Origin of the sequence: Massilia antarctica (assembly GCF_015689335.1) — a bacterium.
In the GTDB taxonomy this organism is placed as follows: domain Bacteria; phylum Pseudomonadota; class Gammaproteobacteria; order Burkholderiales; family Burkholderiaceae_D; genus Telluria_A; species Telluria_A antarctica.
In genome coordinates, this window is the sequence record NZ_CP065053.1 from 3885810 (window position 1) to 3900539 (window position 14730).

Sequence of the window (14730 nt, forward strand, 5' to 3'; positions counted from 1 at the left end):
CATGTTCCTTTCCGATTTCAGTATCAAGCGGCCGATCGCCACGATTGTGCTGATCATCGCCCTGATGTGCATGGGTTTACTGGCCCTGACCAAACTGCGGGTCAACCAGAATCCCGACGTCGAAGTGCCGGTCTTGCAGATCAACATTCCCTATCCGGGCGCGTCGCCGGACACGGTCGAGCGCGAAGTGATCAACCGCATCGAAAAGTCCTTGCTCAGCATTTCCGGCGTGACCGATGTGCATGCCAGCGCGGTCGAGGGCAATGCCCAGTTCTGGCTGGAGTTTAACTTCGACAAGAACCTGATCGAAGCGTCCGACGAGGTGCGCAATGCCATCGCCACGGTGCGCTACAAGCTGCCGACCGAGATGCGCGAACCGATCCTGCAGCGGATCGATCCGGCCACCCAGCCGATCCTGAACCTGGCGCTGTCGTCCACCAGCCAGAGCCATGCGGAAATTTCGCGCCTGGCCGAGGATGTGCTGGCCGACCGCTTCCGCGGCATCGATGGCGTGGCCACGGTCAACGTCAGCGGCGCCCTGCGGCGCGAACTGTCGGTGCTGCTGCGCGCCGAAAAGCTGCGCGAATATAACGTGGCCGTGTCCGACGTGGTCAATGCGCTGCGCACGCAAAACACCAATGCGCCGGTGGGCAAGATTCGCGGCGAATACGACGAGAAAAGCATCCGCCTGGTGGGTCGCATCGAGTCGCCCGAGGAATTCCAGCAAATCGTGGTCAAGCGCCGCGGCGAGGAAATCGTGCGCCTGGCGCAAGTGGCCGAGATCCGCGACGGCTTTGCCGAAGTCAATAACCTGAGCATCCGCAGCGGCAAGCCGAACGTGGGCATCACCCTGACCCGCTCGCACAATGCCAGTACCGTCAGCGTGGCGAAAAAGGCCAAGCTGCTGATCAAGGAACTGGAAAAGGAACTGCCGAAAGGCACCTTGCTGGAAGTGACGCGCGATGGCGGCGATGAAGCCCAGCGCAGCCTGAATAATGTCATCGAGTCCTTGATCTTCGGCGCCGTGCTGACCATTTTCGTGGTGTACGCGTTTCTGAACTCCTGGCGCTCGACCCTGATCACGGCGCTTTCCTTGCCGACCTCGGTGATCGCCTCCTTCATCGCGGTCTGGCTGTGCGGCTTCACGCTCAACTTCATGACCCTGCTCGGGTTGTCCCTGGCCATCGGCGTGCTGATCGACGATGCGATCGTGGTGCGCGAAAACATCGTGCGCCACATGCAGCGCGGCTCCGACCGGCGCAAGGCCGCCCTCGAAGGCACCGCCGAGATCGGCATGGCGGTGGCCTCGACCACCTTCTCGATCATCGCCGTGTTCATTCCGGTGGCCTTCATGCCGGGGGTATCCGGTGAATGGTTCCGTCCATTCGCCCTGACGGTGACTTGCTCGGTGCTGGTCAGCCTGGTCATTTCGTTTACGCTCGACCCGATGCTGTCGGCATTCTGGGGCGACCCGCCGGACCACCATACGGCGCCGAAAAAAGGCTTGTCCCTGCTGCTGCACCACTTTAACGAGTGGTTCGACCGCCAGGCCGACCGCTACGGCCACGTCATCGCCTGGGCCTTGCATCACCGCATCTGGATGACCCTGTTCGCCGTGGCCACCTTCGCCGGCGCCTTGTACCTGCAGGGTGCCAAGGGCGGCACCAGCTTCCTGCCGGCGGCCGACTATGGCCAGTTGCTGATCGATATACGCACGCCGGCCTCGTCGAGCGTGGAGTATTCGCGCGCCAAGCTGGAAAAGGCGGCCGAACTGGCGCGCACGATCAAGGAAACCAAGGATACCAACGCCTTTATTAATACGGGCGGCGGCAAGGTGTATGTCGATATCGGCAAGCGCGCCACCCGCTCGCGCAGTGCCAAGGACATCGCGGTGGAGTTGCGCGCCAAGGTTTCCCAGCTGGTGGGCGCCGAATACGTGGTGCTCGACGACATGAACAATGGCGCCAGCAAGCCGATCCAGATCGAGTTCACCGGGCCCGACTCGCGCAAGCTGCTCGATATTGCCAATGCCTATATGGAAAAGCTGCGCAAGGTACCCGGTGCGATCGATGTCGGCCTGTCCGAGCAAGATCCCAAGAACGAGTTGAAGATCGAACTCAATCGCGGCCTGGCCAATTCGATGGGCATTTCCGTCAATGATGCGGCGCAGTCCTTGCGGGTGGCGTTCGCCGGGGTCGAAGTGGGCGACTGGGTCGACCCGACCGGCGAAACGCGCGACGTGGCGGTGCGCCTGCATCCGGACGACCGCATCAGCGCCGAGAATATCGAACGCTTGCCGATCGCCGTGACCGGCACCAACCAGATGGTGCCGCTCGACCAGATCGCCACCATTACCATGGGCAAGGGGCCGTCCGGCATTTCGCACAAGAACGGCAAGCGCACCATTTCGGTGTCGGCCAATGCGCAGGGACGCTCGAACGGCGAAGTGTCGGGCGACGCCATGAAACTGGCCGATTCCTTCGATTACCCGCCCGGCTACGGCCGCGAACTGGGCGGTTCCGGCCAGAGGCAGGCCGAGCTGTTTACCGAAATGGGGATCGCCCTGATTTCCGGCATCGGCCTGATGTACCTGATCCTGGTGATGCAGTTCGGTTCGTTCACGGCGCCGCTGGCGGTGATGCTGTCCCTGCCGCTGTCCCTGATCGGCGTGGTGGTGGCGCTCCTGGTGACCGGCAACACGCTCAACCTGATGAGCTTCATCGGCATCATCATGCTGATGGGCCTGGTGGCGAAGAATGCGATCCTGCTGCTCGACGCCGCCCGCAGCCGCGAGCGGGAAGGCCACAGCCGCGAGGATTCGCTGATGGAGGCGGGGCGCGCGCGCCTGCGTCCGATCCTGATGACCACCTTCGCCCTGATCGCCGGCATGTTCCCGGTGGCATTGGGCTTGGGCGAGGGTGGTGAATTCTACCGTCCACTGGCGATCGCGATCATCGGCGGCACCATCACGTCCACCATCCTGACCCTGCTGGTGGTGCCGACTTTCTATGACAGCATCGAGATCAAGGCCGACAGCATGGGCCTCAAGTTCCGCCGCCGCTCGGTGCGCTTCGGTCCGCTGCTGGGCTTCCTGGCGACCTTGGTCGAGGTGATCTTGTTCCTCACCTTTATCCGCCTGATCTATCGCCTGATCATGCGGGTCGTGCGCCTCGTCACCGGCGACAAGCGCAGCGCGAGCGCGCGCACCGCGCTGCCGCTCAAGTAAGCGCTGTTGCAAGCCGGTCGCTGCCGCCGTGTCGATGACACGACAGCGGCAGCGATCGCCAGGTGAGGCGGGTGTCCTGAACCGGCTTTGCCCTCCCGATGTTGGCGTACGCACGAGCGCCAGCCGTGCAGTGTGGGCTTGTTGCCGCCGCCAGCAATAAAATAGTCAAGCCGCTCCCTCTCCATTTCCCCATCGGCCTGCCCGGTGACTCCAGTCACCGCGGCGCTCCATCGACTCCGCTGTCACGCCGCCATCGCACGCGAGGCCGCCGCCTGCGCGTCGCCGCCCCCTCCCGCACCCGCCGGGAAGTTGGGCTGCCTGAATAATGCCATTTATGCATGGTAAGTATTCAATAAGCTTAATTAATTTGAAAGCAAGAAACGGAGTTCTCGGGGATTCGCACGTCCTTATACTTCGTGACAGATTAATAACCAAAAGGAACTTTTCCTGGTCGCATTTGTTGCAGATGTCGAAAAAGACGCAGGGCAGTCTCTCTCCCGGCGCTGGCATCTGGCGCGGCAGGGTGCGCCACGGCTTCCCGTCCTTGACGATCTTTCCCTGCCTTGCATGGAGGGAAAAAAGTGGATGAGCCGCCGATGAATGCAGTCACGCCGCAATTGTTTTGTTGATAAGTAGTTGATCCTTATTTTGTTTATGTTTTATTAAGTACGCACGCTGCAACACGCGGATCGATAGCGTGCCAAGCGGGTGAAACGTAGCGGCTCTCCCAAGCAATACGGCGGCAGCGGATTGGCGTCGATATGTCAAGGCAGGAGTCGCCCGGTGATTAAAAACAGGAGATATGCATGGGAAATCTGGGGACTTCGGAAAAGAGCAAGCAACAACAAGTGGCGCAAAAGACGCCAGCGCAAGATGCTTTTGAAACATCCGACACCATCGCAAGACGCGCATCGGTCAAACTGGTTAACTTAAAGGGCACAACGCAATCGAAACGCAGCTCGTCCGACGAGCGCCACGTCTGGTTCGATACGGTCCAGCTGCCGCGCAAGCAGCCGGACGACAGCATTTTCGTCAGGGTCGTCAATTCGCTCTACAGCGGCATGGTCGTCTACCTCGACAACATCTCGGTTTTTCTTCCCGCCATCCCCGCCCGCATGCAGGTCATCCTGAAGCTGCGCGACGCCGCCGAACTGAAGGCTTTCCGCGACAGCCCGCATTTCGCCGAATTCCAGAAAACGGCTCGCCCGCACAGCCGGGTGGTCGCGTTCAACGATGCCGCCAGCCTGCATGCCCTCGCCAAGGATGGCATCAGCACCTGCTACATCAGTTATGTGGATGACCGCGAAAGCCTGCTGAGCTCGATCAACGAAGGCATCCAGTTCAATTTCCTCTGGATCCTGTTCCGCGATCCGACCAACATCCCGCTCGAACTCGTGATTGCCTCCTTGCAGTCGACCGGCACCATCCTCATGAAGGAAATCAAGGACCCCGGCAATGTCGATGATGCGATCGTCTCCTACGGGGTCATGGAATACGGCGCCGAAGGCGTGATTTTCTCGCCGCGCGAGCACGATGCCATGAGCGGTTTTCTCGAGCGCATGTCGCATGCCGAGAACGAGAATCTGGCGATCCAGGTCGGGACGGTGGTGGAAAGCCGTCCGGTCGGCATGGGCTACCGCGCCTGCATCGATACCTCGACCCTGTTCGAGCCCGACGAGGGCATGCTGGTCGGCAGCACTTCCCAGGGCGGCCTGCTGTGCTGCGCCGAAGTGTTCTTCCTGCCTTACATGGAACTGCGGCCATTCCGCGTGAACGCCGGCGCCGTGCATTCGTACGTCTTCAACACCGACGACCGCACCGATTACATGAGCGAACTGAAAGCCGGCTCGCCCGTGATGATCGTCAATTCCAAGGGCAGGGTGCGGCGCGCCTCGGTCGGCCGGGTCAAGATCGAGCAGCGTCCGCTGCGCCTGATCGAGGTCGAATTCGCGGGCAAGGAACGGGTCAACATCCTCATGCAGGACGATTGGCACGTGCGCATTTTCTCCGATCTGGCCAAGCCGCTCAATATCTCCGAACTCAAACCCGGCGACAAGGTCCTTGGCTATGTGACCGAACCGGGCCGCCACGTGGGCATCAAAATCAATGAGTCCATCATTGAAAAATAGGGGGCGGACATGGGCTATATCGGCAGAAAATTCAGAGTGCGGCGCATCTTGTTCCCGGATTCCCAGCGCGGCCTGATCGTTCCGGTGGACCACGGCCTGACCTTGGGACCGATCCACGGCATGCAAGTGACGGACGACCTCAAGGGATGGGTATTCAATAATTCCATCAGCGCCGTACTCGGCCACAAGGGCATGATCGAGCGCCTCATCGCGCGCAATATGCTGCACCCATCCACCGGCGCCATCGTCCATCTGAACGGTATGGCCAACATCGCGCCGGAATCGGACACCAAGATCATGGTGTCGAATATCCACACGGCGCTCCAGCTCGGCGCCGATGCGGTGTCGATCCAGGTCAATTTCACCACGTCCAACTTCGAGCACAACATCGCCATGCTCGGCGCGGTGACGGACGCGGCGCATGCCGCCGGCTTGCCCCTGCTCACCATGCTGTACGACAAGGTCAACGCCCCGTCGGTGGAGGAAAAGGTGCGCCGCCTGAACCATCTGCTGCGGGTCGTGGCCGAGATGGGGTGCGATGCCGTCAAGCTGGCCCTGCCCGATTCGATCGGCGACGTGTCCGAGCTCATCGCGCGCCACAGCCGCGACATCCGCATCTTCTTCGCCGGTGGCGAGAAGACCTCGGAAGAGGTGCTGTTCAAGGTCACCCGCAGCGCGATCGACCATGGCGCGAGCGGCCTGTGCATCGGGCGCAATGTGTTCCAGCATCCGCAGCCGCGCGCCTTCTTGCGCCGGTTGGCCGAGTGCGTGAAGGAAGAAACGGAACACACGGAACAAGCCGTCGAATACGACCTTGTTTGATGGCCGGCCGGGCGTCAATCGATGCCCGGCCCACACTTGGAGACATTGGAATGGAATATATACACCGCCGCGCCCCGGGCACCATGCTGACCGCGGAAGCGCTGGCCACCCTGCGCGCCGACGACTCGCTCGGCAGCGCGAATTTCTTTGACCGTTGCCTCGCGCTGAGCACCACGCGCGACTTACCCTTCGTGTACCTGGACCGGCCGTTCGGCCTGGCCGGCGGCACCCCTGTCAGTGAACTGAGCCTGGACACCTTGCAGCAATTTCGGATGTCCCTGGCCGCATGGTATCTCGAGCGCGGCGTGGGCCAGGGCGACGTGGTGGCCGTCTGCGTCGGCGACGGGATCGCGCCGTTTCTCCACTACATAGCACTGACCAGCATCGGCGCTGCGATTTCGCTGATCAATTCCTCCATGCCGGCCGACATCGGCATCGCCTACATGCAGGAAAACGGCTTCGCCGACCTGGTGGTCGATGCGCGCTCCCTGGCCACCAGCGCTTTTGTCCAGCGCTGGGCTGCCTCGGCGGCGCATGCCACCATCGACGCTTCGGCCGCGCGGTTCCAGGCGGCGGCCCAGATGCCCGCATGGTGGCCGTACCAGCCGGAGGATTCGACCCTGGTGATGCTCAGCCACACCTCGGGCACGACCGGCTTGCCCAAGGCCGTGCGTTTCGAACATCGCCAGTTTTTCATGGGCAAGCGGGCACGCATCGGCCGCTTCGCCGAAGGCCTGGACGAGCGTTTGCTCACGGCCCTGCCGCAATCGCATTCGGCCGCTCTCAGCCATCTGGAAACGGCCGTGCTGCACGGCATTCCCACCTATGTGCTGGGCACCCAGGATGGCGAATCGGTGCGCGCCGCGATCGGCATGTTCATGCCCACCACGGTGGTTGCCTTTCCCAAGAGTTACATGCTGCTGGTCGAAGGCGGCGTGGCCGACAATGAATTCGCCACGGTGCGGCGCTGGTTCAGCATGGGCGACGCGGCGCACCAGAGCCATACGCGGCGCCTGCTGGCCGGCGCGCCGGCCTCGCGCTTCATCGATGCCTTCGGCAGCTCCGAACTCGGCATGGCCTTGTTCCGCAGCGAATCGACCCTGTCCGGGATCGCCCCGCAGCGCTCGATCGGACGCCCGGTCGATATCGCGGTCGCCAAGATTCTGTGCGCCAAGACGGGCGAAGAGATGGCGCCCGGCGAAATCGGCTTGCTGGCCGTGCGCTCGCCCACCATCACCTCGGGCTACTGGCGCAAGCCGGGCCAGACGGTCGGCGCCTGGCGCGGCGGATATTTCCTGACCGGTGACGTGGCCTTCTGCAAGCAGGGCGATTTTTACCAGATCGACCGCGAAGTCGATGTGGTGAGCACGGCCGGCGGTCCGCTCTACACCTTGCTGCTGGAAGAAGTGGCGCAGCAGGTGGCGGGCGTGTGCGACGTGTCCGTGGTCGGCATGGACGCCCCCGGTGGCCCCGCCATCCTGGCCGTGGTGCTGCCGGAACGCGAACCGGGCCAGTCCCTGGAAGCGATCGCCGACACGGTGCTGCAAGCGCTGCGGCGCGCGATCGAGGCGCGCAGCGGGCATCTGGACGAGGATGGGGTGGCGGTAGCGGTGGTGCGCGACCTCGCCTTCCTGCCCACCGGGGCGACCGGCAAGGTGCTCAAGCGCCTGCTGCGCGACCTGGGGCCGGCTATCCTGCACCACGCGCCCGGCCAGCAAGGCGCGCTGCCCAGCGTGCTGCACGTGAGCCGGCGCGCCGCAGCGCATGCCGCCGTGCATGCCGCCGCGCATGAAACCGCCGCCATGCAGGCCTGACCCGCGGGTCAGCCTCGTCCAGCCATCAATACCGGGAACATTATCATGAGAGATCATTCAAGCAAGGCCGACACGAAGGCGGACGCCAAGGCGGATGCCTTCGATTCCAAGGCCTTCGAGTCGGTGCGGCGGCGCCTTGCCGCCGTCGAAGCGGAGGGCGTCGATACCTACCACTGCATGGGACGCGAATTCGTCATCCGTGAAGGCGTATTTCCTCCGACCCATTTTCAGTCGACCGGCATCTTCACCCGCCATCTGCCGTATGTGCGCGGCGGCTCCTTCCTCGAAATCGGCTGCGGCGCCGGGGTCACGGCGGTCACGGCCGCGCTGGAAGGCTGCGCGCGCGTGGTCGCTTCCGATATCAGCGAGGCGGCAGTGCTCAACACGCGCGCCAACGCCACCCTGCACCAGGTGGACGGCATCGTGTCGACCCGCCACGGCGACCTGTTCGACGTGCTCGACGACGGCGAACGCTTCGATGTCATTTTCTGGAATTCGAATTTCGTCTTCGTCCCCGACGAATACGTGTTCGACAAGGAAATCCTGCGCGCCTTCTGCGACGCCGGCTATGCCGCCCACCGCCGCTTCCTGAAAGACGCGCATCGCTATCTGAACGCGGACGGCATGCTGCTGCTGGGCTTTAGCAGCCAGGGCGACGAAGCCGCCCTGACCGGCTTGCTGGGCGAGAGCGGCTATACCCACACCGTGCTCACCTCGGCCTTCGGCGAGGGGCCGGGCGCGCCCCGCTACGATATTTTGCAACTGTTCCCGCAAGAACAGCCTGGCACGGCGGGCGGGGCGCGCGGCCAAGTGCGCGAGGGGGGCGCTTGAACGCAGCGCACGTCCCTGGCGCGCCGGTCGCCATCGTCGGCGGCGGCCCGGTGGGCTTGATGCTGGCGTTGCTGCTGGACCGGCACGGCGTGGCGTCGGTGGTGTTCGACAGCGCCAGCGGCACCCGCCTGCACCCGAAAGGCAGTACCCACAACACGCGCACGATGGAGCACTACCGCCGGGTGGGCATCGCCGATGCGGTCCGCAAGCTCGGCTTGCCCGCCGATCATCCGCGCGACGTGGCGTATTTCACGCGTCTGTTGGATGGTTTCGAGCTGGCCCGTTTCGCGCTGCCGTCGGAACAGCAGCGCATGCGCATGGCGCAGGACGCGCCGGCCGACGACCAGGCGCCCGAGCCGCTCTTGCGCGCCAACCAGATGTATGTCGACCGCCACATGCTGGAACACGCGCGCGGCCGCCCCAACATCAGCCTGCGCTTCGGCTGGCGGGTGACCGGCTTCGAGCAGGATGACAGCGGGGTGTGGGTCACGGCCGTCGACAGCGGCGGTTCCGGCGCGACCGAACGCTGGCGCGCGCAATACATGGCCGGCTGCGACGGCGGCCACAGCTTCGTGCGGCGCGAGCTGGGCATCGGCTACCTCGGCGCCAAGGACCAGGGCGCGGGCTTTTTGACGGGCCGCATGTTCTCGACCCACGTGCGGATTCCGGCCTTGCAGCGCGACATCCCCGCCGACCAGCGGGCATGGATGTACAACATGATGTCGCCCGGCCTGCGCATGCTGTTGATCAGCCTGAACGGTGCGGACGAGTTCCTGCTGATGAGCAAGGCCAAGTCGGACGATGAACAACCCGACGACCTCGACATTGTCAAGCGCATCCGCCAGGGCATCGGCGCCGAGGTCGAGGTCGAGGTGCTGGCGCATGCGGTGTGGCACGGCGGCACGGCGCTGGTGGCCGAACGCTTTTCGGAGCGCCGCATCCACCTTGCCGGCGACGCCATCCATCTGTTTTCGCCGACCGGCGGCTTCGGCATGAACACCGGCATCGACGGCGCCGCCAACCTGGCCTGGAAGCTGGCGGCGGCGGTGCAGGGCTGGGCCGGCGAATCCCTGCTCGATTCCTACGAAACGGAACGGCGTCCGATCGCCCATCGCAATACGGCGGCGGCGCGCCAGTTGACCGAACGGGTCGCCACCTTGGCGATCCCGGACGAGATCGAAGCGGCGGGCCAGCACGGCGAGCAGGCGCGCGCGCAGCTGGGCGCGGTGCTGCAGGAATTTCGCGGCCAGTTCACCTCCCTGGGGGTGGAGCTGGGGGCGCGCTACGACGGCTCGCCCATCGTCTGGCCCGATGGCGAGCCGCCGGCCGACGACCCGCTCGACTACCACCCGAGCGACGTGCCGGGCGGGCGCTTGCCGCACCTGTGGCTGGACGGCGAGGGCGCGCAGCGGCGCTCCTTGTTCGACCTGTTGCACCACGGGTTTACCTTGCTGCGCATCGGCGCCGACCCGGCCCCGGCCGAGCGTCTGGCCGCCGCCGCCGATACGCGCGGCATTCCGCTGCGGGTGCTCGACATCGCGTCCGATGCCGCCAGCAAGCTGTACCGGAAGCGCTTGATCCTGGTGCGGCCCGACCAGCACATCGCGTGGCGCGGCGACCAGATTCCCGCCGACGCCCACGCCGTGCTGGACCGGGCAGTCGGACGTGGCGTGGGCGCGCAAGCCCGGACGGGGCGCCCGGATGTTATCCAACTGATGTGATTAAACAAGGAGCTCAGATGACGACGATGCTGGAAGTAGAAGTTGCAAACCCTGAAGTGATGGCCGCGCCGGCGCTGCAGTCCGTGCCATCCGCCGACTCCGATATCGCCGACGATGCCGCCGAGAACGCGGCCGCGTTCGCGCTGGTCGAGGACGATGCCGAACCGCTGATCGTCAACGGCGAGCCGGAAGGCGCCTCGATCAAGTTCATCAGGACCGGCAAGAGTACCAAGGGCCGCTACCTGATGGCGAAGGTCGAGATCCCGCCCGGTTCCGGTCCACCGCTGCACGCCCACACCCTGACCGACGAATGGTTTTACGCGCCTGACGGTGGCATCGTGATGCTGATGGGCACGCGCCGCTACAAGGACCTGGACCACACGCCGGACGTGGTGGGACGCGACACCATCCGCATGGTCCCGATGAAGAAAGGCAGCCTGGTATTCGCGCCGCGCAACCACGTGCACGGCTTTCTGAACGTGACCGACAAGACCGTGATCGTGCAACTGGTCTGGACCCCGGACACCCCGGGCGAAGAATCCTTGCTCGAGTATTTCAAATCGATCGCCAAGCCTATCCTGCCAAGCCTGAAGGGGGCCTTGAACAACCCCATCGTGCAATTGAAGGCGGTGAGCGAGGCGCGCGCGTTCGGCATGATGTTCAGCAAAGATTTCTGGGAATACGCGGAAAAGGTCGAAGATGGAATTGCGCCCTTCGGGAAAAATCTCCCGGGGCTCATCAAGTTGCTCAAGTCGGGCGAACCAGCCGGACCGGAAGCATAAGCAAGTCAACTATTAACTTATCGAGGTAATCAATATGGGTATTCTGGCAAACAAGACAGCAATCGTGACCGGCGCGAGTTCCGGCATTGGCTACGAAGCGGCGAAACTGTTCGCAAGCGAAGGCGCCAACGTCGTCGTGGTGGCCCGCAGGGGCGAGAAGCTCGACCGGCTGGTCAGCGAGATCGTCGCCGCCGGCGGCAAGGCGATCGCCCTGGTGGGCGACGTGAAGAACGAGTCGGTCGCGAAAAAGGCGGTCGAGCTGGCGAAAGAACATTTCGGCGGACTCGATATCGCTTTCAATAACGCCGGCACCCTGGGCGCGATGGGCGACCTGGCCGACGTCACGGCCGAAGGCTGGAAAGACACCATCGACACCAACCTGACCAGCGCCTTCTTCTGCGCCAAGCACCAGCTTCCCGCCCTGGTCAAGAGCGGCAGCGCTTCCCTGATCTTTACCTCGTCCTTCGTCGGCCACAGCATCGGCTTGCCGGGCATGGCTGCCTACGCGACCAGCAAGGCCGGCCTGGTTGGCCTGGCGCGCACCCTGGCGGCCGAGTACAGCGCCAAGGGCGTGCGGGTCAACGCGCTGATGCCGGGCGGGACCGACACGGAAATGGGCGAAGCCGCCACCTCGAGCCCCGAGGCGAGAGCTTTCGTTGAAGGCATCCACGCCATGAAACGCCTGGCCCTGCCGGGCGAGATCGCGAAAGCGGCGCTGTTCCTGGCATCGGACGCATCGAGCTTCGTGACCGGCAGCACCTTCTTCGTCGACGGCGGCGTCACCATGACCAAGACCTGATCATCGTCCCCGGGGCGGTCGCTGCCGACGCCCCGTTTTCTATATTCGCTATATGGACCGTCAATGAGCAAACATGTAAAAGATGGCAGTTCCGATCTGCCACCAGAGAACCAGCCCGCCCTCGGCAAACGCCGCGACTTCCTGGCCTCGCTGATCGCGCTCGGCGCCAGCACGATCGGGATGGGGGCCTTCGGATCGTACGCGCAGGCTGCGCAGCTGAGCCAGAGCGCCGCCCTGAAGAGCAGTTATGACTACATCATCGTCGGCGCCGGCTCGGCCGGTTGCCTGCTGGCCGACCGCCTTTCGGCGACCGGGGCATCGGTCCTGCTGATCGAAGCGGGCGGCGATAACATCAATCAACCGAAGATCGCCAATGTCGGGCTGTGGCTGCAGAATCTGTCGACCGAGACCGACTGGGCGCGCCTGAGCACGCCGCAGCCGCACCTGGCCAACCGCCAGGCGCTCGCGCCGGGCGGCAAGATTTTGGGTGGTTCGGGCAGCATCAACGCCATGATCTGGCTGCGCGGCGACCCGCGCGACTACGCCCAGTGGCACCGCTTGGTGGGCCAGGAATGGAATCCGGGCGCGCTCGACCGCTCCTACCTGAAGCTGACCCAGCCGCCGGCGCAGGGCGCCGCCTTGCGCCATACGCAGGGTTCGCGCATCACCGTCGGGCGCTACGCGGAAAGCCATATGCTGACCGCGCCCTTCCTCGCCGCCAGCGCAGGGACGGGCCTGCGCAGGATCGAGATCAACGCCGGACGGCCGCTTGACGGCTATGGCCTGGCCGAAGCGAATGCGACTCCCGACGGGCGCCGCTCCGGTCCGGCGCAGGCGATGCTGGTGCCGGCGCTGGTGCGCCCCAACCTGAAGGTGCTGTCGAACACCCTGATCAGCAAGCTGCTGATCCAGGGCAGCGTCTGCCGCGGGGTGGAAGCCGTGGTCGACAACGTCGCCGTCCGTATCAGTGCCACCCGCGAAACCATCGTCAGCGCCGGTGCCCTGGAGTCGCCCAAGATCCTGATGCTGTCCGGGCTGGGACCGGCCGACCAGCTGGCAGCGCTGGGCATCCAGGTGCACCAGGCCATGCCGGCCGTCGGCGCCAATTTGCAAGACCATATGCACACCACCATGGCGTTCAAGTCGAAGGTGATGTTGCCGGAACCGGTGTCGAACGGGCTCTCGACCATGTCGTACTACAGCACTGGCTACGGCCGTGGGGCGCCGGACTTGCAGCTGATGGGGATGCAATACCCCTTCGGCGCCAGCATGCCGGCCGGCACCGGTTACGCGGTTTCGGCCTTCCTGGCCAAGCCGCGCAGCCGCGGCAATGCGCGCCTGGTCAGCGCCGATCCGAAGCAAGCGCTGGCCATCGATCCGCATTATCTGGAACAGGGTATCGACCAGGAAAATATGCTGCACGGCCTGGAGCGCGCGATCGAGATCGGATCGAGCCGGGCGCTCAACGGGATCTATAACGGCTTGCTAACGACCGCGTCGCTGCGCTCGCGCGCCGAGAAGCTCGCCTACATCGCGCAGAACGCCGGCGCCGGGCTGCACTTCCTCGGCACCTGCAGCGCCGGGCGCGATGCCGCCACCAGCGTGGTCGATGCCAACTTCAAGGTGTGGGGCATGGAGCGGCTGCGGGTGGTCGATGCGTCGGTCATTCCCGAAATGCCGGCCGTGAATATCCAGGCCTCGGTACTGACGGTCGCCCAGCTTGCGGCCGACCGTCTGATCAGCGAGGCGCGCGACGCCGGGCAGTTCAGCTGACAAGGTCATCACTGACAGCGTCACCAACGCCACGACCTTGACCCACCCTTGTTTCCGCCAGCTGCGGGAACGAGGGTGGGTGCGAGCGCGGGCACCGACCACTCAACCAGGAGCATACCCATGCACTTCGCAATGAACGCCCTCGAATCGGCCCGGGCCGAATTGACGGCATCTGTTGTTCAGCATCCCTTTTTGAAACGTTGCAGGAAAGGCACGATTGCGATGCCGGTTCTGAAGCAATTGCTCGTGCAGCAAGGCCATTACAGCCGCCATTTCACCCGCTATCTGTGCGCCCTGATGTCCAACCTCAAGAGCACCGACCAGATTCTGGCCCTGGCCGAAAACCTGTTCGAGGAACTCGGCTTGACCAGCGACAGCCCGACTCCGCATAGCGTCATCTACAAGTCGATGCTGGAGCGTTTCGGCCTGAACCTGGACACCGGTCCGGCGCCACTGCCCGCCACCCTGGCCCTGATCAACGCCATGTCCGAGCACTGCCGCGACCCCAATCCGGCCAGGGGCCTGGGCGCCCTGTGCCTGGGCGCCGAAGCCCTGGTGGCGCCGGTGTATGCGGACATCATGGCCGGTTTCGCCTCCCAGGGCATCGGCGGCAAGGACATGGAGTTTTTCCGCATCCACATCGAATGCGATGACGGCCACGCCGACACCCTGCGCGACATCATGGTCCTGACCGCCGAGCAGGACCCGGCCCAGCTCGACATCATGATCGCGGCCGGGCGCGCGCTGGCGCGGGCGCGCTGCGACTTTTTCAGCGCCATCGAAGCGAACCATTTCCAGGATGAATCCATTCTGGATGCGGCCTGAGCAGCGTG

At 64.3% G+C, this 14730-nt stretch carries 10 protein-coding genes; all 10 read left to right on the plus strand.

Translation table 11 applies throughout. The annotated features are described in order from the left end of the window. Position 1 precedes the first annotated feature (1 nt). The 10 genes from IV454_RS17575 to IV454_RS17620 all read left to right on the plus strand — a co-directional run bounded on the left by IV454_RS17575 (position 2) and on the right by IV454_RS17620 (position 14722). Complete coding sequence (locus IV454_RS17575) at positions 2-3226, plus strand: efflux RND transporter permease subunit (protein WP_206087133.1); 3225 nt, start codon at positions 2-4, stop codon at positions 3224-3226. A gap of 806 nt (positions 3227-4032) precedes the next feature. Continuing rightward, a complete protein-coding gene (locus IV454_RS17580) occupies positions 4033-5355 on the plus strand; it encodes a 3-dehydroquinate synthase II domain-containing protein (protein WP_206087134.1) in 1323 nt (440 codons plus the stop codon). A 36-nt stretch (positions 5356-5391) separates the two neighbouring features. After that, entirely contained in the window at positions 5392-6177 is a 786-nt protein-coding gene (locus IV454_RS17585; protein WP_181002754.1) for a class I fructose-bisphosphate aldolase, read from the plus strand. Between the two features lie 50 nt (positions 6178-6227). Further along, complete coding sequence (locus IV454_RS17590) at positions 6228-7991, plus strand: class I adenylate-forming enzyme family protein (RefSeq protein WP_206087135.1); 1764 nt, start codon at positions 6228-6230, stop codon at positions 7989-7991. 45 nt (positions 7992-8036) lie between these two features. Continuing rightward, positions 8037-8822, plus strand: coding sequence for a methyltransferase (locus IV454_RS17595; RefSeq protein WP_206087136.1), 786 nt, complete (start codon positions 8037-8039; stop codon positions 8820-8822). Further along, on the plus strand, positions 8819-10543 hold the full coding sequence (locus IV454_RS17600; RefSeq protein WP_206087137.1) for an FAD-dependent monooxygenase: 1725 nt from the start codon (positions 8819-8821) through the stop codon (positions 10541-10543). The genes IV454_RS17595 and IV454_RS17600 overlap by 4 nt, the downstream gene beginning before the upstream one ends. A 17-nt stretch (positions 10544-10560) precedes the next feature. Further along, positions 10561-11325, plus strand: coding sequence for a cupin domain-containing protein (locus tag IV454_RS17605; RefSeq protein WP_206087138.1), 765 nt, complete (start codon positions 10561-10563; stop codon positions 11323-11325). Positions 11326-11359: 34 nt separating this feature from the next. Then, positions 11360-12124 carry an SDR family oxidoreductase gene (locus IV454_RS17610; RefSeq protein ID WP_206087139.1) on the plus strand — a complete coding sequence of 255 codons (765 nt, stop codon included), beginning with the start codon at positions 11360-11362 and terminating at the stop codon, positions 12122-12124. A gap of 63 nt (positions 12125-12187) precedes the next feature. Continuing rightward, positions 12188-13897 carry a GMC family oxidoreductase gene (locus IV454_RS17615; RefSeq protein WP_206087140.1) on the plus strand — a complete coding sequence of 570 codons (1710 nt, stop codon included), beginning with the start codon at positions 12188-12190 and terminating at the stop codon, positions 13895-13897. 132 nt (positions 13898-14029) lie between these two features. After that, the gene (locus IV454_RS17620) at positions 14030-14722 is read left to right on the plus strand and encodes an iron-containing redox enzyme family protein (RefSeq protein WP_282961427.1); all 693 of its coding nucleotides are present in this window, start codon (positions 14030-14032) and stop codon (positions 14720-14722) included. Positions 14723-14730: the final 8 nt, after the last annotated feature.